This is a genomic window from Pseudomonas syringae (assembly GCF_002157375.1).
In the GTDB taxonomy this organism is placed as follows: Bacteria; Pseudomonadota; Gammaproteobacteria; order Pseudomonadales; family Pseudomonadaceae; genus Aquipseudomonas; species Aquipseudomonas syringae_T.
On sequence record NZ_MTSA01000013.1, the window covers coordinates 147,839 to 172,434 of the forward strand.

At 57.3% G+C, this 24,596-nt stretch carries 24 protein-coding genes and 1 pseudogene; 10 read left to right on the forward strand and 15 right to left on the reverse strand.

The window, feature by feature from the left end:
* The first annotated feature begins 77 nt into the window (after positions 1–77).
* Both htpX and BW686_RS17840 read left to right on the forward strand, forming a co-directional pair.
* Positions 78–944 carry a protease HtpX gene (gene htpX, locus BW686_RS17835; protein ID WP_084918848.1) on the forward strand — a complete coding sequence of 289 codons (867 nt, stop codon included), beginning with the start codon at positions 78–80 and terminating at the stop codon, positions 942–944.
* Positions 945–1,172: 228 nt separating this feature from the next.
* Positions 1,173–1,940 carry a DODA-type extradiol aromatic ring-opening family dioxygenase gene (locus BW686_RS17840; protein WP_084918849.1) on the forward strand — a complete coding sequence of 256 codons (768 nt, stop codon included), beginning with the start codon at positions 1,173–1,175 and terminating at the stop codon, positions 1,938–1,940.
* Between the two features lie 90 nt (positions 1,941–2,030).
* On the opposite strand, the gene BW686_RS17845 is transcribed toward BW686_RS17840, so the two are convergent.
* Together BW686_RS17845 and BW686_RS17850 are read right to left on the reverse strand one after the other, a co-directional pair.
* The gene (locus BW686_RS17845) at positions 2,031–3,740 is read right to left on the reverse strand and encodes a DEAD/DEAH box helicase (protein WP_179149301.1); all 1,710 of its coding nucleotides are present in this window, start codon (positions 3,738–3,740) and stop codon (positions 2,031–2,033) included.
* 420 nt (positions 3,741–4,160) lie between these two features.
* Positions 4,161–4,922 (reverse strand): spermidine synthase, encoded by a 762-nt coding sequence (locus BW686_RS17850; protein WP_084918851.1) that lies wholly within the window; start codon positions 4,920–4,922, stop codon positions 4,161–4,163.
* 170 nt (positions 4,923–5,092) lie between these two features.
* Between BW686_RS17850 and BW686_RS17855 the strand changes: the two genes are divergently transcribed.
* On the forward strand, positions 5,093–6,439 hold the full coding sequence (locus BW686_RS17855) for a class II 3-deoxy-7-phosphoheptulonate synthase (protein ID WP_084918852.1): 1,347 nt from the start codon (positions 5,093–5,095) through the stop codon (positions 6,437–6,439).
* A 27-nt stretch (positions 6,440–6,466) separates the two neighbouring features.
* Here the strand turns inward: BW686_RS17855 and BW686_RS17860 are convergent.
* Positions 6,467–6,690, reverse strand: a pseudogene (locus BW686_RS17860) (DUF1127 domain-containing protein).
* 94 nt (positions 6,691–6,784) lie between these two features.
* Between BW686_RS17860 and BW686_RS17865 the strand changes: the two are divergent.
* Positions 6,785–7,639: a LysR substrate-binding domain-containing protein gene (locus tag BW686_RS17865; RefSeq protein ID WP_179149304.1), complete on the forward strand. Its 855-nt coding sequence runs from the start codon at positions 6,785–6,787 to the stop codon at positions 7,637–7,639.
* On the opposite strand, the gene BW686_RS17870 is transcribed toward BW686_RS17865, so the two are convergent.
* Positions 7,629–8,375, reverse strand: a complete 747-nt coding sequence (locus BW686_RS17870; protein WP_179149302.1) for a sulfite exporter TauE/SafE family protein — start codon at positions 8,373–8,375, stop codon at positions 7,629–7,631. The genes BW686_RS17865 and BW686_RS17870 overlap by 11 nt on opposite strands.
* 189 nt (positions 8,376–8,564) lie before the next feature.
* On the opposite strand from BW686_RS17870, the gene BW686_RS17875 reads away from it, so the two are divergent.
* The gene (locus BW686_RS17875; protein ID WP_084918855.1) at positions 8,565–9,038 is read left to right on the forward strand and encodes a MarR family winged helix-turn-helix transcriptional regulator; all 474 of its coding nucleotides are present in this window, start codon (positions 8,565–8,567) and stop codon (positions 9,036–9,038) included.
* Positions 9,039–9,176: 138 nt separating this feature from the next.
* Entirely contained in the window at positions 9,177–9,596 is a 420-nt protein-coding gene (locus BW686_RS17880) for an organic hydroperoxide resistance protein (protein WP_084918856.1), read from the forward strand.
* A 101-nt stretch (positions 9,597–9,697) separates the two neighbouring features.
* On the opposite strand, the gene BW686_RS17885 is transcribed toward BW686_RS17880, so the two are convergent.
* Complete coding sequence (locus BW686_RS17885) at positions 9,698–10,267, reverse strand: elongation factor P (RefSeq protein WP_084918857.1); 570 nt, start codon at positions 10,265–10,267, stop codon at positions 9,698–9,700.
* A gap of 98 nt (positions 10,268–10,365) precedes the next feature.
* Positions 10,366–11,496 (reverse strand): elongation factor P maturation arginine rhamnosyltransferase EarP, encoded by a 1,131-nt coding sequence (gene earP / locus BW686_RS17890; RefSeq protein WP_084918858.1) that lies wholly within the window; start codon positions 11,494–11,496, stop codon positions 10,366–10,368.
* 201 nt (positions 11,497–11,697) lie between these two features.
* On the opposite strand from earP, the gene BW686_RS17895 reads away from it, so the two are divergent.
* The 3 genes from BW686_RS17895 (at position 11,698) to BW686_RS17905 (ending at position 12,906) form a co-directional block, all read left to right on the forward strand.
* Entirely contained in the window at positions 11,698–12,090 is a 393-nt protein-coding gene (locus tag BW686_RS17895) for a hypothetical protein (protein WP_084918859.1), read from the forward strand.
* A 3-nt stretch (positions 12,091–12,093) separates the two neighbouring features.
* Complete coding sequence (locus tag BW686_RS17900) at positions 12,094–12,576, forward strand: GreA/GreB family elongation factor (RefSeq protein ID WP_084918860.1); 483 nt, start codon at positions 12,094–12,096, stop codon at positions 12,574–12,576.
* Between the two features lie 123 nt (positions 12,577–12,699).
* Positions 12,700–12,906 (forward strand): hypothetical protein, encoded by a 207-nt coding sequence (locus tag BW686_RS17905; RefSeq protein WP_002554553.1) that lies wholly within the window; start codon positions 12,700–12,702, stop codon positions 12,904–12,906.
* Positions 12,907–12,965: 59 nt separating this feature from the next.
* Here BW686_RS17905 and BW686_RS17910 read toward each other — a convergent pair whose 3' ends face one another.
* Positions 12,966–14,243 (reverse strand): aromatic amino acid transport family protein, encoded by a 1,278-nt coding sequence (locus BW686_RS17910; protein ID WP_084918861.1) that lies wholly within the window; start codon positions 14,241–14,243, stop codon positions 12,966–12,968.
* A gap of 379 nt (positions 14,244–14,622) precedes the next feature.
* Here BW686_RS17910 and BW686_RS17915 point away from each other — a divergent pair, with 379 nt between their 5' ends.
* Positions 14,623–15,186: a TetR/AcrR family transcriptional regulator gene (locus BW686_RS17915; protein WP_084918862.1), complete on the forward strand. Its 564-nt coding sequence runs from the start codon at positions 14,623–14,625 to the stop codon at positions 15,184–15,186.
* 106 nt (positions 15,187–15,292) lie between these two features.
* On the opposite strand, the gene BW686_RS17920 is transcribed toward BW686_RS17915, so the two are convergent.
* From BW686_RS17920 to rpsA, 8 genes are all read right to left on the reverse strand, one after another.
* Positions 15,293–15,622, reverse strand: coding sequence for a ComEA family DNA-binding protein (locus BW686_RS17920; protein ID WP_084918863.1), 330 nt, complete (start codon positions 15,620–15,622; stop codon positions 15,293–15,295).
* 158 nt (positions 15,623–15,780) lie between these two features.
* Complete coding sequence (locus BW686_RS17925) at positions 15,781–17,775, reverse strand: polysaccharide biosynthesis protein (RefSeq protein ID WP_084918864.1); 1,995 nt, start codon at positions 17,773–17,775, stop codon at positions 15,781–15,783.
* A 98-nt stretch (positions 17,776–17,873) separates the two neighbouring features.
* Positions 17,874–18,890: an MraY family glycosyltransferase gene (locus BW686_RS17930; RefSeq protein WP_084918865.1), complete on the reverse strand. Its 1,017-nt coding sequence runs from the start codon at positions 18,888–18,890 to the stop codon at positions 17,874–17,876.
* A complete protein-coding gene (locus BW686_RS17935) occupies positions 18,883–19,869 on the reverse strand; it encodes a UDP-glucose 4-epimerase family protein (RefSeq protein ID WP_084918866.1) in 987 nt (328 codons plus the stop codon). The genes BW686_RS17930 and BW686_RS17935 overlap by 8 nt, the downstream gene beginning before the upstream one ends.
* Before the next feature lie 188 nt (positions 19,870–20,057).
* Positions 20,058–21,500 (reverse strand): MBL fold metallo-hydrolase RNA specificity domain-containing protein, encoded by a 1,443-nt coding sequence (locus tag BW686_RS17940; RefSeq protein ID WP_084918867.1) that lies wholly within the window; start codon positions 21,498–21,500, stop codon positions 20,058–20,060.
* Between the two features lie 416 nt (positions 21,501–21,916).
* Complete coding sequence (locus BW686_RS17945) at positions 21,917–22,159, reverse strand: lipopolysaccharide assembly protein LapA domain-containing protein (RefSeq protein ID WP_084918868.1); 243 nt, start codon at positions 22,157–22,159, stop codon at positions 21,917–21,919.
* 24 nt (positions 22,160–22,183) lie between these two features.
* Positions 22,184–22,480 (reverse strand): integration host factor subunit beta, encoded by a 297-nt coding sequence (gene ihfB / locus BW686_RS17950; protein ID WP_002554561.1) that lies wholly within the window; start codon positions 22,478–22,480, stop codon positions 22,184–22,186.
* A gap of 306 nt (positions 22,481–22,786) precedes the next feature.
* On the reverse strand, positions 22,787–24,478 hold the full coding sequence (rpsA, locus tag BW686_RS17955; protein WP_002554562.1) for a 30S ribosomal protein S1: 1,692 nt from the start codon (positions 24,476–24,478) through the stop codon (positions 22,787–22,789).
* Positions 24,479–24,596: the final 118 nt, after the last annotated feature.

Consider the following 24,596-nt stretch of genomic DNA (forward strand, 5'->3'; position numbering starts at 1 on the left):
TGTGTTGAATAGCGACGGGCATCACCTTATATACCCGGCATCGAGTTACATATTTACCTGAGGAGTACGTTTCGACCATGATGCGCATTTTGCTGTTTTTGGCCACTAACCTTGCGGTCGTGCTGATTGCCAGCATCACCTTGAGCCTTTTTGGCTTCAACGGGTTCATGGCGGCCAACGGGGTTGATCTGAACCTCAATCAGCTGCTGGTTTTCTGCGCTGTGTTCGGTTTCGCGGGCTCACTGTTTTCGCTGTTCATCTCCAAGTGGATGGCGAAAATGAGCACCGGCACTCAGATCATTACCCAGCCTCGCACTCGCCATGAGCAATGGTTGCTGCAGACCGTTGAACAACTGTCACGCGACGCGGGCATCAAGATGCCGGAAGTCGGTATCTTCCCGGCCTATGAGGCCAACGCGTTCGCCACGGGCTGGAACAAGAACGATGCACTGGTAGCGGTAAGCCAGGGCTTGCTCGAGCGCTTTTCGCCGGATGAGGTGAAAGCCGTACTGGCGCACGAAATCGGCCACGTTGCCAATGGCGACATGGTCACCCTGGCGCTGGTGCAGGGTGTAGTGAACACCTTTGTGATGTTCTTCGCCCGCATCATCGGCAATTTCGTCGACAAGGTGATCTTCAAGAGCGAGAACGGTCAGGGCATTGCCTATTACATCACGACGATCTTTGCCGAGCTGGTACTGGGTTTTCTGGCAAGCGCCATCGTCATGTGGTTCTCGCGCAAGCGTGAATTCCGCGCTGACGACGCCGGTGCCCGCCTGGCCGGCACGGACGCGATGATCGGGGCACTGCAACGCCTGCGCTCCGAACAAGGCGTGCCGGTGAACATGCCTGACAGCCTGACCGCGTTCGGTATCAACGCCGGCCTGTTCATGAGCCACCCGCCGCTGGAACAACGCATCGAGGCCCTGCGCCGCCGCGGTTGATGGCACCCGCCACCCGCCGTTGATTATCGTCCCCACGTTCGCGTGGGGACGTCGTAGGCGGCACCGGCAAATCAAGACACAGAGCATCACGACCTGAAGGCCAACGCTGAGCATTGGCAAGAACGTTAAAACATCTGAAAACCCGATCAAAAAGCGCCAGAACTTATATTAGATTCAGATCATGAGAATGATCGACTATGGATCATTCTCATGTTCTGGAGCTTCGGAATGTTTCCCAGCCTGTTTATTTCCCACGGCTCTCCCATGCTGGCACTGGAGCCGGGCGAGAGCGGCCCTGCCCTGGCGCAGTTGGCAGCCAGCATGCCCAGGCCTCGCGCCATCGTCATGGTATCGGCCCACTGGGAAAGCCATGAGCTTACCGTAAACGGCAACCCTCAGCCGGAGACATGGCATGACTTCGGCGGCTTTCCAGCCGAATTGTTTGCAGTGCAGTACCCGGCGCAAGGGCTGCCGGAATTGACGCGCACGATGGTTGATCTGCTTGCCGCCAGCGACCTGCCCGCACGCATCGACAGCAGACGTCCGTTCGACCACGGCGTATGGGTGCCGTTGTCGCTGATGTACCCGGACGCCGATATTCCGGTGGTGCAGGTTTCGCTGCCCAGCCGCCAGGGACCGGAATTACAGACTCGTGTGGGCCGGGCACTGGCCAGCTTGCGCGAACAGGGCGTACTGATCATTGGCTCAGGCAGCATCACGCATAACCTGCGCGATCTGGACTGGAACGCAGGGCCAGAAAAGTCCGAGCCTTGGGCCGAGCGCTTTCGCAGCTGGATGATCGACGCACTGCAGCGCGACGATGAAGACGCCCTGCACCACTACCGCAGCCTCGCTCCCCACGCCGCACACGCCCACCCGAGCGACGAACACCTGCTGCCACTGTACTTTGCTCGTGGCGCAGGCGGCGTGTTCAGCATTGCCTATCAGGGCTTCACGATGGGCGCACTCGGGATGGACATCTATCGGTTCGACTGACCCCGACAAGGGCCGCCGCCCTGAATCCGGAACAAAAAAATCCCCGAACCAGTCGGGGATTTTTTATTGGCCGATCAGCTCAAGAGCCGATCAGTCTTCGCGATAGCGACGCAGCTTGAGCTGCTTGCCGGCAACGCGGGTGTCCTTGAGCTTGGTCAACAGACGCTCAAGACCATCTTCCGGCAGCTCGACCAGGCTGAAGCTGTCACGGACCTGGATACGGCCGATGGCTTCGCGGGCCAGGCCGCCTTCGTTGAGGATGGCACCCAGCAGGTTCTTGGCGGCGATACCGTCACGCGCACCCAGCGCGGTACGGCAACGGGCACGACCTTCGGCCAACGGAACCGGCGCACGACGCTCACGCTCAGGACGGTCACCACGATCACTGCTGCTGCGCTCTGGACGATCACCACGAGGGGCGTTGTTCGGAACCAGTGGACGCTCGCGTTCGATGGCTGCCAGGGTCAGTGCCTGACCGTTGGTAGCCTTGCGCAGCAGTGCGGCAGCAAGGGCGCGAGGGCTGCAACCGATGTCGGCAGTCAGGCGATCCAGCAGATCACCATGAGTCGACTCGGCGTCAGCAACCAGCGGCGACAGGCTGTTGGTCAGTTTCTTGATGCGGGCATCCAGAACGGCCTGGGCATCCGGCAGGCGGACTTCCGCAACCTTCTGACCGGTGACACGCTCGATCACTTGCAGCATGCGGCGCTCGCGAGGCGTTACCAGCAGCAATGCACGACCTTCGCGACCTGCACGGCCGGTACGGCCGATACGGTGAACGTAGGATTCCGGATCGTAAGGCATGTCCACGTTGAAAACGTGGGTGATACGCGGAACGTCAAGACCACGGGCAGCAACGTCAGTCGCCACAACGATGTCCAGACGGCCATCCTTGAGGGATTCGATGACGCGCTCACGCTGGTTCTGGGCGATGTCGCCGTTCAGTGCAGCAGCCTTGTAGCCTTTGGCTTCAAGGGCGCTGGCCAGATCAAGGGTCGCCTGCTTGGTGCGGACGAACATGATCAGCGCGTCGAAATCTTCGACTTCCAGCAGGCTCAATACAGCCGAGGTCTTCTGGTCAGCGTGAACCAGCAGGTGAGCCTGCTCGATCGCGGTAACGGTCTGGGTCTTGGTCTGGATCTTGACGTGCTTCGGATCGCGCAGGTGGCGTTCGGCGATGGCACGGATCGACTGTGGCAAGGTGGCCGAGAACAGTACGGTCTGGCGGGTTTCAGGCATGGCCTTGAAGATGACTTCGAGGTCGTCCATGAAGCCCAGTTTGAGCATTTCGTCCGCTTCGTCGAGAACCAGATGGTTCACGGTCGCCAGGACTTTCTCGTCGCGACGCAGGTGGTCGCAGAGACGGCCCGGGGTGGCGACAACGATCTGTGCGCCATTGCGGATGGCCTTGAGCTGAGGGCCCATTGGCGCGCCGCCGTAGACCGCTACAACGGTCACGCCCGGCATTTGTTTTGCGTAGGTCTCGAACGCGGTGGCAACCTGAAGTGCCAGCTCGCGGGTCGGGGCCAGGATAAGTGCTTGCGGCTCGCGCTTGCTCGGGTCAATACGATGCAGGATAGGCAGTGCGAACGCGGCGGTTTTACCCGTACCGGTTTGCGCCTGACCAATCATGTCGTGACCGGCGAGAATAATCGGGATCGACTGCTGCTGAATGGCCGAAGGCTCTTCGTAGCCAGTGGCGACGACAGCTGCAACGATATTGGGATGAAGTTCGAGAGCGGCGAAGCCGCCGATTTCCTGGGTCATGGGTCTGCCTCTAGTGCATCCGCAAAGACCCATGCTTCAAAGCTGCGCGTGCCGTGTACGACCTTGAGGTCACCCTGGCTGCTTTGTCGGCGGGGATTTGCGAAAACGTTTGATGAATGGATCGTCCAGGCTAGTCCGCTATGCGAACAAGCGACCGAAGCTGGCTTCGGGGAACTGCAATACCTCGACGAGGGCCGTGTTAAGGCCGGCGCGCACTATACCGGAAATACGCACCTGAGTGAGTCTTTTTTTATGAAACATCGCACTCTGCCGGCGTAAAAGCAGGCATCAGACATCGCCGGAACACGACTTGGCCAGGGCGCGGTCCCGAGATTACGGGCATTACCGCTTAAACGTTTAATCTATTCCTGCAGATGACCGGTATCGCGCCCTGCGAGGTGTGGCGAATTGTCTCACCCTGATTTCGGCCTGACTCACGCATGCCCTGCCCGCTCAGGTCGCCGAACGAACCGCCCGGATCAACGGCGCCAGCGAGTACCCCAGACGTGGCGCAAGGGCTTCGGCGCGCACGCTCAGCGCTTCGATATCAAGCGTCTGATCCAGATCGGCGGGCACAATCAGAATGACGTTGCCCTCCTTCACCGGCAGCTCCCAGTAATGGCGGTGGTACAGGCCGCGCAGCAGCGCAGCGCCTAGCGGTTTGCCATCGTCGGTCGCCCACTGATTGATGATCAGCCAGCCGCCGGGTGTGAGGCGTTGCTGACAGCCTTGCAGGAAATTCCAGGCCAGATGCCCCACGCCAGGCCCGACGTCGGTGTAGAGGTCGACAAAAATCAGGTCGGCAGGCTCGGCGCTGCCCAGCAGGTCCAGCGCATCGCCGATCCGGATGTAAAGACGCGGGTCATCATCAAGCCCCATGAATTCCATTGCGAGCCGTGGCACATCCGGACGCAGCTCGATGACCTCCACGTCTTCCAGCGGCAGAAACTTCATGCAGGCCTGGGTCAGCGTCCCGGCTCCCAGCCCCAGAAACAACGCGCTTTCAGGCGCGTCGTGGCACAAGGCGCCGATCAACATCGCTCGGGTGTAGTCGTACTCCAGCCAGCTCGGGTCAGCAGTAAAAGTGCAACTCTGTTCAATCGCATCGCCGAACTCGAGGAAGCGGTAATCCTCCACTTCCAGCACGCGGATCATGCCGAAGTCGTCGTGGACCTCGGCCAGCAGTCGTTCTACGCGCTCACGCTCTTCCGTCATCACCGTTCCTGGTCCTGGCTGCGCCGAGCGCAAAACGCGAATTGTCGGGCAAGCGCGCTGTTTTGTCACACTTTGCAAGCCGCAACTCCCGTCCGGTGGTCTGCGCCACGCTGGCAGCGCCACAACGAACTGCTAACATGCCGGTCCGATTGCGCAATCAAGAGCCAATAATGAGCCAACCCTGGAGCCCCGACAGCTGGCGGGCAATGCCGATTCAGCAGCAACCTCACTACCCTGACACCGCGCATCTGTTGAAGGTCGAGCAGACGCTGGCCAGCTACCCGCCGCTGGTGTTCGCAGGCGAAGCCCGAGAGTTGCGCCGCCAGTTTGCCGAGGTCACTCAAGGCCGGGCGTTCCTGTTGCAGGGCGGCGATTGCGCAGAAAGTTTCATGGAGTTCTCTGCGGCCAAGATTCGCGACACCTTCAAGGTGCTGCTGCAGATGGCAATCGTCATGACCTTCGCCGCAGGCTGCCCGGTGGTCAAGGTCGGGCGCATGGCCGGGCAATTCGCCAAACCGCGTTCAGCCAACGATGAAACCATCGACGGCGTGACCTTCCCGGCGTATAGGGGCGACATCGTCAACGGCATCGGTTTCGACGAAAAAAGCCGTGTCCCGGACCCGGAACGTCTGCTCCAGGCCTATAACCAGTCCACTGCGACCCTGAACCTGCTGCGCGCCTTCGCTCAGGGCGGGTTCGCCGACCTGCATCAGGTGCATAAGTGGAACCTGGACTTCATCGCCAACTCGGCACTGGCCGACAAGTACAGCCAGTTGGCGGATCGTATCGACGAAACCCTGGCGTTCATGCGCGCGTGTGGAATGGACAGTTCACCGCAACTGCGCGAAACCAGCTTTTTCACCGCTCACGAGGCGTTGCTGCTCAATTACGAAGAAGCCTTCGTGCGGCGCGACAGCCTGACCAATGATTATTACGACTGCTCGGCGCACATGCTGTGGATCGGCGACCGCACCCGGCAACTGGACGGCGCACACGTTGAGTTCTTGCGTGGGGTGAACAACCCGATTGGCGTGAAAGTCGGCCCAAGCATGAACACGGACGACCTGATCCGTCTGATCGACATCCTCAACCCGGATAACGACCCGGGACGGTTGAACCTGATTGCGCGCATGGGCGCCAACAAGGTCGGCGATCACCTGCCGCAACTGATTCGCGCCGTCGAACGCGAGGGTCGCAAGGTGCTGTGGAGCTCCGACCCGATGCACGGCAACACCATCAAGGCCAGCAGCGGCTACAAGACCCGCGACTTTGCGCAGATCCTCGGCGAAGTGAAGCAGTTCTTTCAGGTGCATGAGGCCGAAGGCACCTACGCTGGCGGCATCCACATCGAGATGACCGGCCAGAACGTCACCGAATGCATCGGCGGCGCTCGCCCGATCACTGAAGATGGCCTGTCGGATCGCTATCACACGCATTGCGACCCCCGCATGAACGCCGACCAGTCACTGGAGCTGGCGTTTCTGATTGCCGAAACCCTGAAACAGGTCAGGCGCTAATCAGAGCAGACCGCTTCAACAGCCCGCTCAGCGCTTGAGCGGGTCGTCCCAGAAAGGCCCTGCTGAATGTCGGCCCGACTCAAGCCCAGATCCTTCAGCATCCCGTCGCTCATCTGTGCCAGAAAGCGGCGTTGGCGATGCAGCTCCCACCAACGCTGAATAGGCCGTTTGAACGCGATCAGCGATTTGGCAATCCGCGAATGCCCGGCAGGCCTTGCAACCAGTACACAACTTTCCTGACCTTTCATCATCTTGCCCTCCAAGTGGGATGACTAAAGTCTCGCGCCAAGAGTAGGATCAATCCAACGAATGTTTCTTATGCAGTCCATCTGGGAGATTGATGTATTGGCCAACTATCCGGGCATCGATACCGAGCTGCTGCGCACGTTCGTGGCAATTGCCGATCACGGCGGATTCACCCGCGCAGGCGAAGCGGTCAATCGCACGCAGTCGGCGGTCAGCATGCAGATGAAGCGTCTGGAAGAAGATGTCGTGCAACGCCAGTTGTTCCAGCGTGATGGCCGTACACTGAACCTGACGGCCGAGGGTCAAGTATTGCTCGGCTACGCACGGCGCATCCTCAAGCTGCACAGCGAAGTGTTCAACACGCTGCGCGAGCCGCACATGGTGGGCGTGGTGAAAATCGGCTCACCCGACGATTACGTGATGCGCTTTCTGCCCGGCATTCTGTCGCAGTTCGCTCAGGCTTACCCGCTGGTGCAGGTGGAGGTGCATTGCGAGCCTTCGGACCTGCTGTTGCAGCGTCACGACCTGGACCTGACCATCGTGACGCGCAAGCCCGGCACCGAAATCGGCACACTGTTGCGCCAGGAACGTCTGGTCTGGATAGAAGCTGTCGGCTTTGCCCCTCACGAGCAGAATCCGATACCGCTGGCGATGTTCAATACCCATTGTTTTTGTCGTGACTGGGCCTGTAACGCGCTGGACAGCGTGGAGCGCGATTACCGCATCGCCTACAGCAGCTCCAGCATGGCGGCCATCACCGCAGTGGTGAGCGCCGGTCTGGCCGTCACCGCGCAGTTGCAAAGTCTGGTGACGCCAGATTTGCGCATCCTGGGTGAGGCCGAACAATTGCCGCAACTGCCCACCGCCAGCATCGTGCTGCTGCGCAATCCGAAAACGCCCTCGCCCATTACCGAATGCATGGCCGACTACATCGTCGACGGGTTCAGACTTTGAGCGCGAGAATCACCGCACACAGCACCAGAAACACGCAGAACATCAGCCGCAGCGTTCGCTCCGGCAAGGCGTGCGCCAGCTTGACGCCCCAACTGATACTGGCCAGGCCGCCAATGGCCAGCGGAATGCCCATCGACCAGTTGACGTGATCGTGCAGCGCGTAGGTGACCAGCGTGATCCCGGTGCTCGGGGCTGCAAGCGACAGCGCCAGTCCTTGCGCCACCACCTGCGTTGCGCCGAACACACTGGTCAGAACGGGGGTCGCTACCACACCTCCGCCCACACCGAACAAGCCGCCGGTTATACCGGAGCCGACGCCCAGCAACCACAACCACTTTTCATGACGCAGCCCGGTGCCGGCCTGATTGCTGCGCCAGTACATCTGCGCGACGTTGAACACTGTCAGGACCACCAGAAACGCGATAAAACCCAGGCGCATGCCTTGAGGGTCTATCCGCACGGCCAGCAGCGACGTGAGCCAAGCCAGAAAGAAACTGGGGATAATCAGCATCAGCGCATTGCGCAGCAAGATCCGGTTACGCTGGTTGTAGCGCCACAACGCGAGCAACACATTGGGCAGCACCATCAACAGTGCGGTGCCCTGAGCCAGTTGCTGATCCAGCCCGAACAGCACCCCCAATGCCGGAATCGCCACCAGACCGCCGCCAATCCCGAACAAGCCACCCAGGGTGCCCATTGCAGCACCCAACAACACGAACATCACAATTTCAATCACACTGCATCCCCAACCATCCAATGGCCAAATGCTACGCAGTCCTGCCCGCGATCAACAGCCGGTAATGTCTGTTTTTTCACATGCAGCGCATGATGGCATTGCCGCCAGCCTTGCAGGCATGGAAATTATCCGTCGCGTTAACAGCGCAACACTGAGTTAAACTCGTTTCACCGAGTACGAGGATCCGACATGAGTGCAGACAAGAGCCCGACCCACCTTGAATCCGCGGATTGCGACTCGTTGCTGCTGGATAACCAATTGTGTTTCGCCCTCTACTCCACCTCGCTGATGATGACCAAGGTCTACAAACCCTTGCTTCAGGCATTGGGCCTCACTTATCCGCAATACCTCGCCATGATGGTGCTGTGGGAAAAAGATGGCTTGACCGTAGGCGATGTCAGCACACGCCTGCTGACCGATCCTGGCTCGCTGACACCGTTGCTCAAGCGCCTGGAAGGCGAAGGCTTCATCAGCCGCACCCGCAGCAAGGAAGACGAGCGTGTGGTGTTGCTGCACCTGACCGAACAAGGTCGAGCATTACAGCACAAGGCACTGACCGTGCCCGGCTGCATCCTCTCGACCAGCGGCCTGACCATGGACAAGCTTCGCGAGCTGCAAGATCAACTGCTGGACTTGCGTGGCCACCTGCACCAAAGCCTGTAAACCGGGCCGACCCCAGCGCCTCACCTCTCGTGAAATTTAACTTGCGCGCTAAGCAATTGAAGATTACCTTTGCCGTGTAATTAGTTTGCGCGCAAGTATATTGCATACAAAAACCATTTCATGAGCCGAGGAAATACTATGGACACGCTTTACACCGCAGTTGCAACCGCCACCGGCGGCCGTGATGGTCGTGCTGTTTCCAGCGACAAGATTCTGGACGTGAAGCTGGCGACCCCGAAGGCACTCGGCGGCGCAGGCGGCGAAGCCACCAACCCTGAACAGCTGTTCGCTGCGGGCTACTCCGCCTGTTTCATCGGCGCACTCAAATTCGTGGCGGGTCAGAACAAGCGCAGCATCCCGGCAGACACCGCGATCACCGCTCACGTGGGCATCGGTCAGATCCCCGGCGGTTTCGGTCTGGACATCGACCTGCATGTCAGCCTGCCAGGTCTGGAACAGGCCGACGCTCAGCAACTGGTCGAAGCAGCGCATCAGGTCTGCCCTTACTCCAACGCCACCCGTGGCAACGTTGACGTACGCCTGCATGTAACGGTGTGAATCTGTTCGAAGCCTGAGTACAAACGATCCGTCTGGATTCCAGGCATAAAAAAACCCGCAGCGATGCGGGTTTTTTGCGTAACGGGGTTACAAAAGCATGCTTATTTTGCACGGCCTTTGTAGGAACCGCCTTCACGGGTATCGATTTCGATCATGTCGCCGATCTCGATGAAATCAGCAACGCTCAGCTCGGTACCGTTTTTCAGTTTGGCAGGTTTCATGACCTTGCCCGAGGTGTCGCCGCGCGCAGAACCTTCGGTGTAGTCAACCTGACGCACGATGGTGGTCGGCAGCTCTACGGAAACCAGACGCTCTTCGAAGAACACGGCTTCGCAGACGTCGGTCATGCCTTCTTCAACGAATGGCAGAACGCTTTCAAGGTCTTCAGCGTTCAGCTCGTACATGGTGTAGTCAGTGGTGTCCATGAACGTGTAGGTGTCACCGCTGATGAACGACAGCGTGGCTTCCTTGCGATCCAGGATCACGTCGTCCAGTTTGTCGTCAGCGCTGTAAACGATCTCGGTCTTGTAACCGGTCAGCAGGTTTTTCAGCTTGGTTTTCATGATCGCGCTGTTACGACCAGACTTGGTGAATTCAGCTTTCTGAACCAGCCAAGGATCGTTTTCGAGACGGATCACAGTACCGGGTTTCAGCTCTTTACCAGTTTTCATTGCATATATCCGAATTTGGATGAATTAACCAAAGGCTCTGTACGAGAAATAGCCTGCACAGGCACTTTTCGTACAGAGCCTGATATCAAGGCCGCGTATCATAGCGAATTTCCATAAAACTGCACCAGCGCCGTGGCAAGATCAGTCCGTGCGGCGTGTTGCAGGCACCAGCGTTCGGCGTGCCTTTCGATTTCCGGCCAATGCATCATCAATGCTTTCCAGTCCTCGGCAATATTCCCGCCGACGCTCCAACCCTGCCAAAGCCGGCTTAAAGCTTGCCCGGCAGGCGGTGTAAGCCCATCCACATAGAGCGCCAGAAAAGCCTCAAGCTTGGGCAGATGCGCATCGTCCTCCTGCTGATAGATGTGCCAGAGCATCGGGCGCCCCGCCCATTGCGCACGCACGAACGAGTCCTCGCCACGCACGACGTTGAAATCGCAGCTCCATAACAGCAGGTCATACTGCGCCTGACTGACGAACGGCAAGACCTGCACCGTCAACGCGCCTCTTGTCCGGGTCATGCCGACCGACAATTCACTGCCCAGCCAACGCTGCAAGTCCCCGAGGATGCGCCCGTCCGGCACCAGCATGTGTGTAGGCCGCTCGTCGTTGGCCAGCACGTCAAGCCAACTGCCCAACCCCGGGTTTTCATAGGCAAACACCGACACCAGCCGGGCATCGTCCAGTGGCTCGATGCCCAATCCCCGAAGAAACACTCGTTGTGCGACCTCATCACACTGAAAGGCCTGACGCCTTTCGACAAGACCCCGTTCGCGCAGCAAACCGCCTGTGGCATCGGAAAAACCAGGAAAGAAAAAGAACTTCTTCAGCCCGTTCGATTGCGGTGACGGCAGGCCATGACACCCGGACACCCATTCTTCGGCACTCAGGTAATCAAGGTTCACCCACAGCGGCCTTGGCGAGCGTTGCAGCATCGCTTCGGTGTACAACGGCGGCAATCGACAGGCGAAGGCTTCGATCACAGCGTCAGGAACGACGGTGTCTGTCCATTGCACCGGCCACTGACAGACGCTGACACCCTCGTGCCGTTGCTGTACAGCAGCCGGATCGGCATCCGGGCACAGACGAGCGAACGCCGACAGATCATCCGTCCATAAACGAACCTGCAACCCATGTTCGGCAACCAATTGACGCGCCAGACGCCAGGTCACGCCTGCGTCACCGTAGTTGTCGACTACGCTGCAGAAAATGTCCCAAGAGGCTTTCATCCTGCTCCCTGAAGCTGGAGGGTAAAAAGCTGATTGTCGTTCAGAACGGCCTGTTGCGACCAGCCTGGCAACCAGGCTCTGCAAGAAAAACCGGCGAGCGCAGCCACTTTTCGTACAGTCCAGGGAACGCACAGCACGATGTTCATGCACCGCCGTCAGGCGTGGCACAATTGCACCTGTTGCCCTGAAAGGAGTTCAGCCATGCCAGCCACACCCCGCCGTCGCGACCTGTACGTGTCGTTGAAGTTGATTGTCTGTATTGCGCTGGGCATCTGGCTGGGTGCAATGGCCGTGTTCCTCACGGGCCTGCTGTACGTCAAGAGCTTGCCGCCCGCGCAAAGCCAGGCACTGGAAAATGCCGCCACACAGCTCTCCAGGCCGCCAGCGAAAGCAACGGTGTCCGAGCCCGACACTGAAATGTTTCGCAAGTACGAGCAAAGCCTGCGCGAAAGCGAGGCCCGACAGGCCCGAGAGCAGGCCCAGGAACAACAGCAGCGTACGTTCAGCCGCTCCAAATGCGATTTCTGGTTACAGCAGGATCGCACGGCGCCCAGTGAGAAAAGTCGGGCGAGCATCAATCAATACTGTGGATAAATCATGAACAAGCAGGACGTGTTGCAACTGATCATCGATAAACTGGAAATCGATCTGGATGTTGCACAGCGGGCGGCCCAGACCGCTTACGAAACGGCCACTCACGAAGAAAACATCGCCGAAAACAAATACGACACGCTGGGGCTGGAGGCTTCTTATCTGGCAGCAGGCCAGGCGCGACGGGTCGAGGAAATACGCCAGTCGCTGGCGCTCTATCGAAACTGGTCGCTCAAACCGTTCGATGAATCACGGGGCATTCAGACCGGTGATCTGGTGATTGTCGAAGCTCAGGGTGGACAGACCCAGGCGCTTTTCCTGGGGCCTGATGCGGCGGGCCTGAAGGTCAGCGCGGGCGACCAATTGATCACGGTGATTACCGCACGGGCGCCGCTTGGGCAAAGCCTGCTGGGCAGATTCGAAGAAGATGCCGTACAGATTGTCATCAATGGCAGCGGACAATCTTACGAGATCACACAAACGTTGTGACACAGCCGCCATCTACAGGGTTGATCACGCCGACTTTTTATGGGTAAGGTGACCCGTCGCTACAACCACCGCAACCGGGGCTACATCAAAGCAAACAAGGACTAAAACCCAAGGAGATTTTTCATGACGAACGTCATCGCTTTTCCTGACGCCCATGAACGTGATCGCCTGAAGTCCAGTCAAGATCCGGCGTTGAGATACCTGAACAAGAAAGAGCGACAACTGATCGACCAACTGCGTTCGACCAGTCATGCGGGACGGCAGTACGTTTACGACTACGCAAGCATCATGCACCTGTCCAGGCCGTTGTACCCTGAACCGGTGGATTGACTGCACACCGTAAAGCCTGACTGTGAGCTGCACCGGCACACCGGCGCAGCTCACAGGGGTCAGCGTGTCAGCGAAAAGATCAACGCTGAGATAGCCACCAGACCGGCGCCAATCACAAAGTAGTTGGACCACGCGCCTGCATATTTGCGCATGGCTGGTACTTTGTAGATCGCATACATCGGCATCAGGAACAGCAACGCTGAAATGACCGGCCCACCCAGGGTTTCGATCATCCCCAGAATGCTCGGATTGAGCGTTGCCACCAGCCAGCACACCACCAGCATGAATACCGCTGTCATCCGGTCCAGCACCTTCGGTGCAGGACGACGGCCGGCTTTCACGACCAGCCCCTTCAGGCCTTCGCTGGCTCCGATGTAATGCCCGAGGAACGACTTGGAGATGGCCACGAACGCAATCAGCGGCGCGACAAAGGCGATGGTCGGATTATTGAAGTGATTGGCCAGGTAGGACAGGATCGAAATGTTCTGTGCCTTGGCTTCAGCGAGTTGAGCTGGCGAAAGCGTCAGCACGCAACTGAACACGAAGAACAGCACCATCACCACCATCAAACCATGCGCGCGGGCCAGAATCTGCGAACTGCGCACCTCGGCGTTCTCGCCGTACTGACGCTTCTGGTCTACCGCAAAAGCGGAGATGATCGGCGTGTGGTTGAAGGAAAACACCATCACCGGAATCGCCAGCCATAAGGTAGGCAGAAATGCCGACGGCTCAGGCAAGGTGGTTGCGGTGCTCAGGATGCCGCCGGTCCAGTGCGGAATCAGGAATACCGCAAGGAACAGCAAGGCGACAATGAACGGATAGACCATCAGGCTCATGGCCTTGACGATGAATCGCTCGCCACACCGCACCACTGCCAGCAAGCCCATGATCAGCACAAAGGCCAGCACAGCGCGTGGGGGCGGCGCTATGTGCAACTGGTGCTCGAGAAAACTGCCTACCGTGTTGGTGAGCGCAACGCTGTAGATCAGCAGAATCGGAAAGATTGCAAAGAAGTACAGCAAGGTGATCATCGCCCCGGCGCTTTTGCCGAAATGTTGCTCGACCACCTCGGTGATATCAGCGCCTTCGCGACCGGACAGCACGAAACGGGTCAGGCCTCGGTGCGCGTAGAAGGTCATCGGAAACGCCAGCAGCGCCAACGCCATCAGAGGCCAGAAACCGCCAATGCCTGCGTTGATGGGCAAGAACAGCGTACCGGCGCCAATCGCGGTGCCGAACAATCCGAGCATCCAGGTGGTGTCATTGCGATTCCAAGCGGCGATGCTCTCGGGAGCTACATCCAGACGTTCTACGACGCCATTTGCCTGATCATTCATCCGGTCGACTCTCCGTGGCCGGTTTATCAAAAAGGGAAACGCGTCGAAAAAGCGGGCAGTTCAGCGTCTCCCTCGAAAACAGCGGGGCAGATTCTCCGGGATTGCCGACAGAAGTCAAAGACTTGTAGGACAGTTCTCATGACAAAGGGGGGTCAACGGGCTCCTAATAGATTGTTTTTCATACAGAAAAAGCTATCGTCCAGCAGGCCGACACGCGAGGTTTGCCGGGCCGGGACTGACCCTCACTGCCCTGCAAAGACGGGTACCAGTTCGCATAACCATGATCCGGGCACGCACAACCCGCGAAAGCCTGCTGCATCGATTCACCTATCCATGTATAAATGCCCTGACACATTGGTCATCTTTGGAGACTCAGCGCATGCGTTACGCGCTCGATCATAAGGCCCAAACCCACCAACGCATCGTCAAGGAAGCGTCCATGCGCTTTCGACGCGACGGCATTGGTGCTACGGGCTTACAACCTTTGATGAAAGCACTAGGCTTGACCCATGGCGGTTTTTACGCGCATTTCAAATCCAAGGATGATCTGGTCGAACAGGCATTGAATCACGCCCTCGACGAGGTAAAGGGAATCACCAGCGAAGTTTTCGCCAGGCAGGACTCGCTCAGTGAATTCATTGATCTCTACCTTTCCCTAGATAGTCGCGACGCGCCGGATGGCGGATGCCCGCTACCGAGCATGTGTCTGGAACTGGGGCATCGCGACCAACCCAGCGAGGTGACAGACAAGATCATTCTTCATCTGCTGGAGCTGTTCGACAAAGCGCCCTCCGGCCACGAATCCAGAAGCCTGCCGATATTGTCTACTCTGGTAGGTGGCCTGGTGCTGGCACGCAGCGCTTTCAACGACGAGTTGTCGAAACGCATCCTTGACGAGACACGGGACTTTCTCAAACAGGAGATAAGAAAAACCGCAAATTGATACGCTGAAGAAAGGAGGTTTTCTCTGGATTACATTTCCCTTTGAACGCTGTATTAAAAACAGGCCGATCAGTGATCGGCCTGTTTCTTTTCAACGTTGCCATTCCTCAGTCAATGGACAACTTGTCGCGGTTCTTGTCCAGCAGGGCTTTGCCAATGCCTTTCACTTCAATCAGTTCATCAACCGACGTGAATGCGCCGTTAGCGTCTCTGTAAGCCACTATGGCATCGGCCTTGTTCTTGCCAATACCTGCCAGTTGCTTTTGGAGGGTTTCGGCGTCAGCCGTGTTGAGATTGACCCGGTCGCTACGTGGCTCATGGACGACAGCTGGCGCTGCGCTTTGAGTGGGCGGCGGGGACACCTGTGCAGCGTTGACCGCAACCGAGGTAGTGGTCAACAAGGCAAAGACCAGAGCGCTGAAAAGAGTGGTTCGCATAGATAAAGCTCCATAGCAGTTCAAGGCAGCATTCCAAATGCTGTACCTGAAACTTAAACCACGGTTTCTCCCGAGAGAAGAAACGGAGCGTTGCGGCCTGTTTCCACATCAAACAGCGTGTGTCTGCGCGTGATCAGCCTCAATAAAAACAGCGGCCATCAGGTTTCACCGCTGCGTTCCTGATACATCCAGTCAACGATCTCACCTTCCGGCGTATACCCGTTGACGGTCTCACGCAGCAACTGACGAACCGTGTTGTAATCGTCCCGATCAACAGCATCCAGCAGTTTTGTAAGACGCCCCTTCAGCACATCCCATTGCAGGTAGTCTTCATTCGCACTCATGATCATCGGGTGTTCGGTGGCCACGACGTTGTCGCCGATCAGCAGTTCTTCATAGAGTTTCTCGCCTGGACGCAACCCGGTGAACTCGATGGAGATGTCGCCGTGGGGGTTTTTCTCGGACCGAATGGCCAGACCGGAGAGGTGAATCATCTTCTCCGCCAGCTCGATGATCCTGACCGGCTCGCCCATGTCCAGAACGAATACGTCACCGCCATGGCCCATTGATCCGGCCTGAATGACCAGTTGAGCGGCCTCCGGGATGGTCATGAAATAGCGGGTAATCTTGGGATGAGTAACCGTCACCGGTCCGCCTGACTGAATCTGTTTGTGAAACAGCGGGATCACCGACCCCGAAGAGCCAAGCACATTGCCGAAGCGAACCATCGTGAAGCGGGTCTTGTTGACCTGATACACATTGGCCTTGTCCCCGAAAATCACCGGTGCCGTTTCGCGGCTCAACGCTTGCAGTATCAGCTCGGCGAGACGCTTGGTACTGCCCATCACATTGGTCGGCCTGACCGCCTTGTCGGTGGAGATCAGGACAAAGTTGGAAACCCCCGCCTGCAAGGCCGCCTGGGCAGTATTGAGCGTACCGACAACGTTATTGATCACGCCCTCGGCAATGTTGTGTTCGACCATCGGCACATGCTTGTAGGCAGCCGCATGGTAAACCGTGTCGACCTTCCAGGTTTTCATGATCGACAGCAGTTTCGGATGGTTGCGCACCGAACCGAGAATAGGCAGCAATTTGACCGAAAGCGATTCGCGGGCCGAACGCTGCTCCAGCTCGGAGAGGATGCTGTAAAGATTGAACTCACTGTGGTCCAGCAACAGCAGTTGCGTTGGCTGCAGCAGCAATATTTGCCGACACAACTCGGAACCGATCGAACCACCGGCCCCCGTAACCAGAACCGTCTTGCCCTTGATGCAATGCTCCAGCAGATTTTCCCGGGCAGGCACCGAATCGCGCCCCAGAAGGTCAGCGATATCGACTTCCTGAAGGTCGTCCACCTTCACCCTTCCGGCCGCCAGGTCCATGAAACCGGGAACGCTTCGTACGTGGAGCGGGAAGCCTTCCAGAAAGCCGAGAATTTCCCGACGGCGCCCACGCGACGACGACGGAATCGCCAGAAGGATCTCCTGAGCGCCGGTTGAATCGATCATTCGCTGGATGTTTCGTGGCTTGTAGACCTGAAGACCTGAAATCACCCGGTTGGAGATCGACTCGTCATCATCGATGAACGCCACGGGGTGCATCAGGCGCCCCATGCGCAAGGCAGCGACCAACTGGTTGCCAGCAGCGCCAGCACCGTAGATGGCCACTTTTTGCAGGCCATTGTCGCTTTTGGCAAAGGGCACATGCTGCGCTGCCGCAAACCAGTCACCGAGAAAATATTGACGCATGGCCAGACGCAGACCGCCGATCATGACCAGACTCAACCACCAATAGTTGAAGATGACCGAGCGCGGGACCAGTTGCTGATGATTGCTGTAGACGTAAACCATGCACCCCAGGATCAGGGATGACATCGTGACAGCCTTGATGATCGCGATCAGGGCGTCGTTGCCGAAATACCGCATGACCGCACGGTACATGCCAAAACGGATGAACAACGGGATAGCGGCAAGCGGCGCGCTGATGAACAGCCAGGTGTGTTTCTCCAGCGGATTGATCAGCTCGTCGATACCCAGTCGCACGACAAACGCCATCCACAGGGCCAGCCAGACGAGAAGCACATCGGCAGCCACCTGAATTATCCGTTTTTTACGGCGGGGTAACGCCAGCAAACTGGACCGCAACCTGCTCATCAATTATTTAATGCTCCGTTATGCTACCGGTTGAACATCGCTGGAAACCGGCATCTGAAAACCCACTACGTTTCTGAGACAGCCGGAAAACCGCTTCGTTACATCCTTTCCGCCTCACCCGCCCTGAACCTGAGGGCCAGGATAATCAGCGGTACGTAGGCAATTGCCGTCCATGTCAGCCCGTCTCCTCCCATCAGCGCCACCCACATTGCAACAGGCAGGAGCCAGAACAGATTGATCGCTCCGACGGCCAGGGTGACGGGCGAGTGCCTGCCATAATCCCGTGAAGCGAACTGATAAGCGTGACTCCGATGGGCTTCATAGACCTTCTCTCCACGCAGCAGTCGGCGTATCAGCGTCAGGGTCGCATCGACGATAAAGACCCCCAGCAGGATCAGCCAGCACCAGAATAGCTGAGGTGACGCCCAGGAACCCTGAATGGATAGCAATCCGAGGACGATGCCCAGAAAGCCACTGCCGGCATCACCCATGAATATTTTTGCCGGAGGGAAGTTCCAGCAGAGAAAACCGGCGGCAGCGGCGGCCAGCAGCAGCGATTCCCAGGACAATCCGATATGACCGCTTAACGCATAGATGACGCTCATGCCCAGGCACACGGTCACAGCCTCTACGCCCGCTATTCCGTCGATGCCATCCATGAAGTTGTAGAGGTTCAACATCCACACCAGATAGAACGCGGCAAGCACCTGACCGATTGGCCCCGGGTTGAAGCTCCAGCCCATGATAGTGAGCGGAGCAAGCCCGTCCAGCCAGAACAAGGCCCAGCCGGCAGCCAAAAAATGGCCCAGAAGGCGCCAGCGTGCAGCGATATGCCCATGATCGTCCATGAAACCGACCACTGCGACCAAGCCTCCCGAGCCAATGATGGCAATCAGGGACGCCGCCGACAGATGCCCGACCCATGCCAGTATCGACACGGCCACGAGAAAGGCGATGACAATGGCAACGCCTCCCCCACGGGGGGTGGGAATGGAATGCGAACTGCGTGCATTGGGCACATCCATCAAGCTTCTGGCCAGGGCGTACTTGCGCAGCAACGCCGTCAGGACCAGAGAAAGGAGCACAATGACAATGACTGACAACCCTTCAATCATGCTTGTCATGTTCCAGATAATAGCGAGCCGTGTCGTGCATGGCGTGTTCAACACTCACAGGTGGATGCCAATCCAGCATCGTACAGGTTTTACGGATGTCGACCTGCAATGAGCTGCATAAACGTCGTGAAAACGCACGCTTGCCAAGCAATGCCGCCGCCCCTTTCAATACGCTGACGGGAACAGGCAACAAGCGGGCCGGCTTTCCGAGGGCCTTGGCCATCTCGCGCAAGAGCCGACTGGTGGACAGATCGTCACCGTCACTCACCAGGAATGTTTGCCCCGCCGCCGCAGGGTGATCGACACAACGCGTCACCAGATCAGCCAGATTTTCCACGGCCACCAGGCTGCGGCGATTATCAATGGCGCCGAGCGGCAACGGTAAACCCTTGTCGAGCCATCGCATCATGCTCTTGAAGTTGGCCTTGACCCCGGGGCCATAGACCAGAACCGGACGAATGATCACAACTTCCATGCCGGTACGGTCAGACAACGCCCGCAGCCCTTCCTCGGCTTTTTGCTTGGAAACGCCATAGGCATCCAGCGGATTGCAAGCGTCGTCGGCCCTGAACGGCGCATGCGCAAGTGTCATCTCACCATTGGCCTTGATGGAGCTGAGGAAGATGAACCGCTTCACTCCCGCCGCTGCAGCTTGCTCCGCCAGATTCAAGGTGGCGGTAACATTGGCACGAAAGTACTCTTGGTCTGCCTCGGAGGCGGTTTCATTGAGCACATGAACGCGAGCGGCACAATGAATGACAACCTGCGCACCCCTGACAAAGTCCGTCCATTGATTATCCGGCGCCAGAGACGCCACCTGGACGACGTCAATACGCTGCGCAGGGCGTTCATATACGCTTGCACGCCGCACGGCGACCCTCATCAGATAATCGGTACGCTCAATCAATTGACGAACCACCGCGCTGCCCACGAAACCCGTCGCACCTGTTATTGCAACCAATGCAACATTACCGCTCATGCAAGAACGCCTTTCCAAATCGGGCAAATATTCCTTATGCGACGCTTTTTGACAACTAAAATATTTTCAACCTGTTTGAGTACTTCTCTCGCTGCATGTTTCACAACACCGCTGCACAGGCACTGAACGATTAAACCCCTCGGCATGCTCACTCAATAACCAAGTACGCCAGACTATAAAGAAACCTGTCAGGGGATGATGAGTTCCACGGTTTGTTTTTCAAGGGCGTATTTGCGAGCCAGAATATTCCCCAGCACCTTTTTGGCACTGGCTTCGCCATGCACCAGACGGAGCTGCGCGGGCCACTCTTTCATGCCCGTGACAAACTCGACAAGCTCGGCCTGATCAGCATGAGCTGAATAACCTTTGGCAGTATGAATGCCGGCACGAATATCAAAACGCTCGCGATCCAGTTCGACATACCCCCCCAGCGGACCGTGCGCCTGAATGGCCGCGCCTGGCGTCCCCTTGCTCTGGTAACCGACGAACACCACATTATGCCGACGGTCGCCCAGCATGGCTTTCAGGTAATTGACGATCCGGCCTCCTGCACACATACCGTTGCCGGCAATGACGATAGCGGGACGTGCCGTGCTGGCGAGGTAATTGACGGTGCGCAGGTGCTGTTCATGGGTATCGATACCGATCAACTGGTCGAAGCCCAGCGGTTTTCTTCCGACGCCAGACCGAAGCCGGGCATCGTCGTCCCAATAGTCTTCAAATGCCTGGTAGACCTTCGTGAAACGACTGGCCAGCGGTGAATCGAGAATGATCGGCAACCGCGACCAGTCCCCAGGCAGAACGTCGCCACCGTCAGGGCCTGCAGAACCCTCGTCAGCATGATTCAGCAGCATCTTGCGGCGCAGAATGTCCTCCAGCTCATAGAGCAATTCCTGGGTGCGACCGATGCTGAACGCCGGAATCAGAACCGTGCCATTGTCTTCCAGCGCCTTGTCTATGATGCGCTCGAGCCCTTGCTGGCGGGTGCTGCGATCTTCATGGAGACGATCGCCATACGTGCTTTCCAGAACCAGGATGTCCGCGCGCTCGGGAGGCTTTGGCGCAGGCAGGAATGGCGTATGACTGGCGCCCAGATCTCCGGAAAAAACCACGCGTGTGGAACGCCCCTCCAGCGGGTAATGCAGATCGCATTCCACGTACGCAGAACCCAGAATGTGCCCCGCCCGCTGCAAGCGAACCTTGCAATGCAGCGATTCGCGGTCGATCAGGCTGAACCAGTTATCGAACGGCAGCGCAATGATCCGCTTGTTGATGATGTCCAGGTAACGCCCGATCCGTTCGGGATCATGAGCGAAACCGATTTTCAGCATGTCTTCCATGACCAACGGCAGCAGATGAGCACTGGGCTCGCTGCACAGTATCGGCCCCTTGTAACCCGATGCCAGCAACTCGGGAATGCGCCCGACATGATCGACGCGTACATGTGTCACCAGAAGCGCCCTGATGACCTCTGGATCGAATGCAAACGACACTGCCTCACCACGCCCTCCACGCTCCTGAACCGCGCCGCAGTCGATCAACAGACTGCTCGACACATCCATCCGCAGTTGATGACACGAACCCGTGACCGTATCGATGGCGCCGTGGTGAATGATTTCAGGATAAGACATGCAAGTACCTTTTGTTGCCATCCTGAATCGGGTGATTGCCACAATCCGGCATCAGGTCTGGACCGTAAATTTCGGCGCATTCTGAACGCGAACAACTTATTTTCAAGACTTGACACAGCGCTGTTACAGCAACTGAAATTGTGGCCGAGCATCAATATAACCGGATACGCCTTTAGAACGGGCACCCTGCTTTAGAAAGGGAATATTCCTACACATCACAGTAAAATCTACCCATCTAACATAGGAATAGACCTACAGTATTATAAGTAAGATTTTGGAATAAACAGGAGACGATATTGTTGGAAAGCAGCCTGACACGAAAGTGCCACATGCCGTTCTATCGAGAGGAGGAGAAATCGAAAAGATGCAAGATCACGTCGTCAGGTCTGCAACCGACGACGCCTGACCGGCTCGGCTCAGATGGAACGAGCGGAAGACGTACGTTTTTTACGAAAGCTTGCGATCCACGCCAAAAACGGACCGATAAGCATGCCCAAGAGCAGCGCAAGCACCACGGGCAAAGCCAAAGGGAGCTCGGGCGCCGACCAGCCAAACAGGTTCACGGCAACAGATTGCCGGTTTTCAAGTACAAACACGGTTGTTGCCAAAGCAACGAACAAAACGGCGACGATCAAAATGACTCGTTTGAAGATACGCATCTGATAACCCTTTGGTGGACGGCTTTAAAAGCCCTCTTCTTCGTCTTCGTTAACCCGGTCTCGCAGCTCTTTGCCCGGCTTGAAATGCGGGACAAACTTGCCGTCAAGGCTGACTGACTGCCCGGTCTTCGGGTTACGCCCTACCCGCGGTGCGCGGTAATGCAGAGAGAAGCTGCCGAAACCCCGAATCTCGATTCGGTCACCGGTTGCAAGGCACTGAGACATTTGTTCAAGCATGGTCTTGATAGCCAGCTCTACATCCTTGGATGAGAGCAGCCCTTGATGGGTGACAATTCGTTCGATCAACTCCGACTTCGTCATATTTTTCCCTTCTTTTTCAAGCAGCTAGATCAGCGCTCCGAAGGTTTTAGCATGACCGGATGAATTTGAACAGCCCATGTATTGACTTATGTTCAGAGGTCCCAACCAGGCACAAAGCGTTTACAGCCATGTTACAGCCAAGAAACGCCTGACCCTGCAATGAACTGACAAGGCCTGAGAGGCTGCTGGAGGGGTTTTACAACCAAAGTGGTAGGCGACAAAGCGGCGAGATTGAAGACCGCGAGGCGTGAAGGACGGGCATAAAAAAGGGCGACCGAAGTCGCCCTTTTTGTGGTCAAGCAGAACTTAGTTCTGTTTTTCCATTTGCGCGCGCAGCAGGTCACCAATGGTGGTTGGACCAGTGCTTTCAGCAACTTCAGGCTTGCTACGCAGGCTCTGGATTGCTTCTTTCTCGTCTTCAACGTCTTTCGACTTGATGGACAAGCTGATTACGCGGCTCTTGCGGTCAACGCTGATGATCTTGGCTTCGATCTCTTCGCCTTCTTTCAGAACGTTACGCGCGTCTTCAACGCGGTCACGGCTGATTTCGGAGGCTTTGAGGGTCGCTTCGATGTCGTCGGCCAGGGTGATGATGGCGCCTTTGGCGTCAACTTCTTTAACGATACCGCGAACGATAGCGCCCTTGTCATTGACAGTGACGTACTCGGAGAACGGATCGCTTTCCAGCTGCTTGATACCCAGCGAGATACGCTCACGCTCAGGATCAACCGACAGGATCACAGTGTCGAGCTCGTCGCCCTTCTTGAAGCGACGTACGGCTTCTTCGCCCACTTCGTTCCAGGAGATGTCGGACAGGTGAACCAGACCGTCGATGCCGCCGTCCAGACCAATGAAGATACCGAAATCGGTGATCGACTTGATGGTGCCGGAGATTTTATCGCCCTTGTTGAACTGGCCAGAGAAATCTTCCCATGGGTTGGATTTGCACTGTTTGATGCCGAGGGAGATACGACGACGCTCTTCGTCGATGTCCAGAACCATGACTTCCACTTCGTCGCCAACCTGAACGACTTTCGAAGGGTGGATGTTCTTGTTGGTCCAGTCCATTTCGGAAACGTGTACCAGGCCTTCCACGCCTTCTTCCAGCTCTGCGAAGCAGCCGTAGTCGGTCAAGTTGGTTACACGCGCGGTGACGCGAGTGCTTTCCGGGTAACGAGCCTTGATAGCGACCCACGGGTCTTCACCCAGTTGCTTCAGACCCAGGGAAACACGATTGCGCTCGCGATCGTACTTCAGGACCTTTACATCGATCTCATCGCCAACGTTGACGATTTCCGATGGATGCTTGATACGCTTCCAGGCCATGTCGGTGATGTGCAGCAGGCCATCGACGCCACCCAGATCGACGAATGCGCCGTAATCGGTGAGGTTCTTGACGATACCTTTGACTTGCTGGCCTTCCTGCAGGGACTCGAGCAGAGCTTCGCGCTCGGCACTGTTCTCGGCTTCCAGGACGCTGCGACGGGAAACGACAACGTTGTTGCGCTTCTGGTCCAGCTTGATGACCTTGAACTCGAGCTCTTTGCCTTCCAGGTGAGTCGTGTCACGCACAGGGCGGACGTCAACCAGAGAACCAGGCAAGAACGCACGGATGCCGTTAACGTCGACAGTGAAGCCGCCTTTAACCTTACCGTTGATAACGCCCTTGACCACTTCTTCAGCTGCGAAAGCCGCTTCCAGAACGATCCAGCACTCGGCACGCTTGGCTTTTTCGCGGGACAGCTTGGTTTCGCCAAAGCCATCTTCGACCGCGTCCAGCGCAACGTGAACTTCATCGCCGATCTTGATGGTCAGCTCGCCAGCGTCGTTGTGGAACTGTTCCAGCGGGATGAGGCCTTCAGATTTCAGACCGGCGTGAACCGTAACCCAACCAGCCTGGTAGTCGATATCCACGATGATAGCGGTGATGATCGAACCGGCCTGAAGGTTGAGGGTCTTTAGGCTTTCTTCAAAAAGTTCTGCAAAGCTTTCGCTCATTTTAATTCCTGTTGATCAAGGGCGAAGAATACGCCCATCTGCCACGCTCCAGACAACGTGGGTTTCGTTCAAGTAAAAGAAAGCCTGCGGGACTATGACTGGTCTCCCACATGCTTCT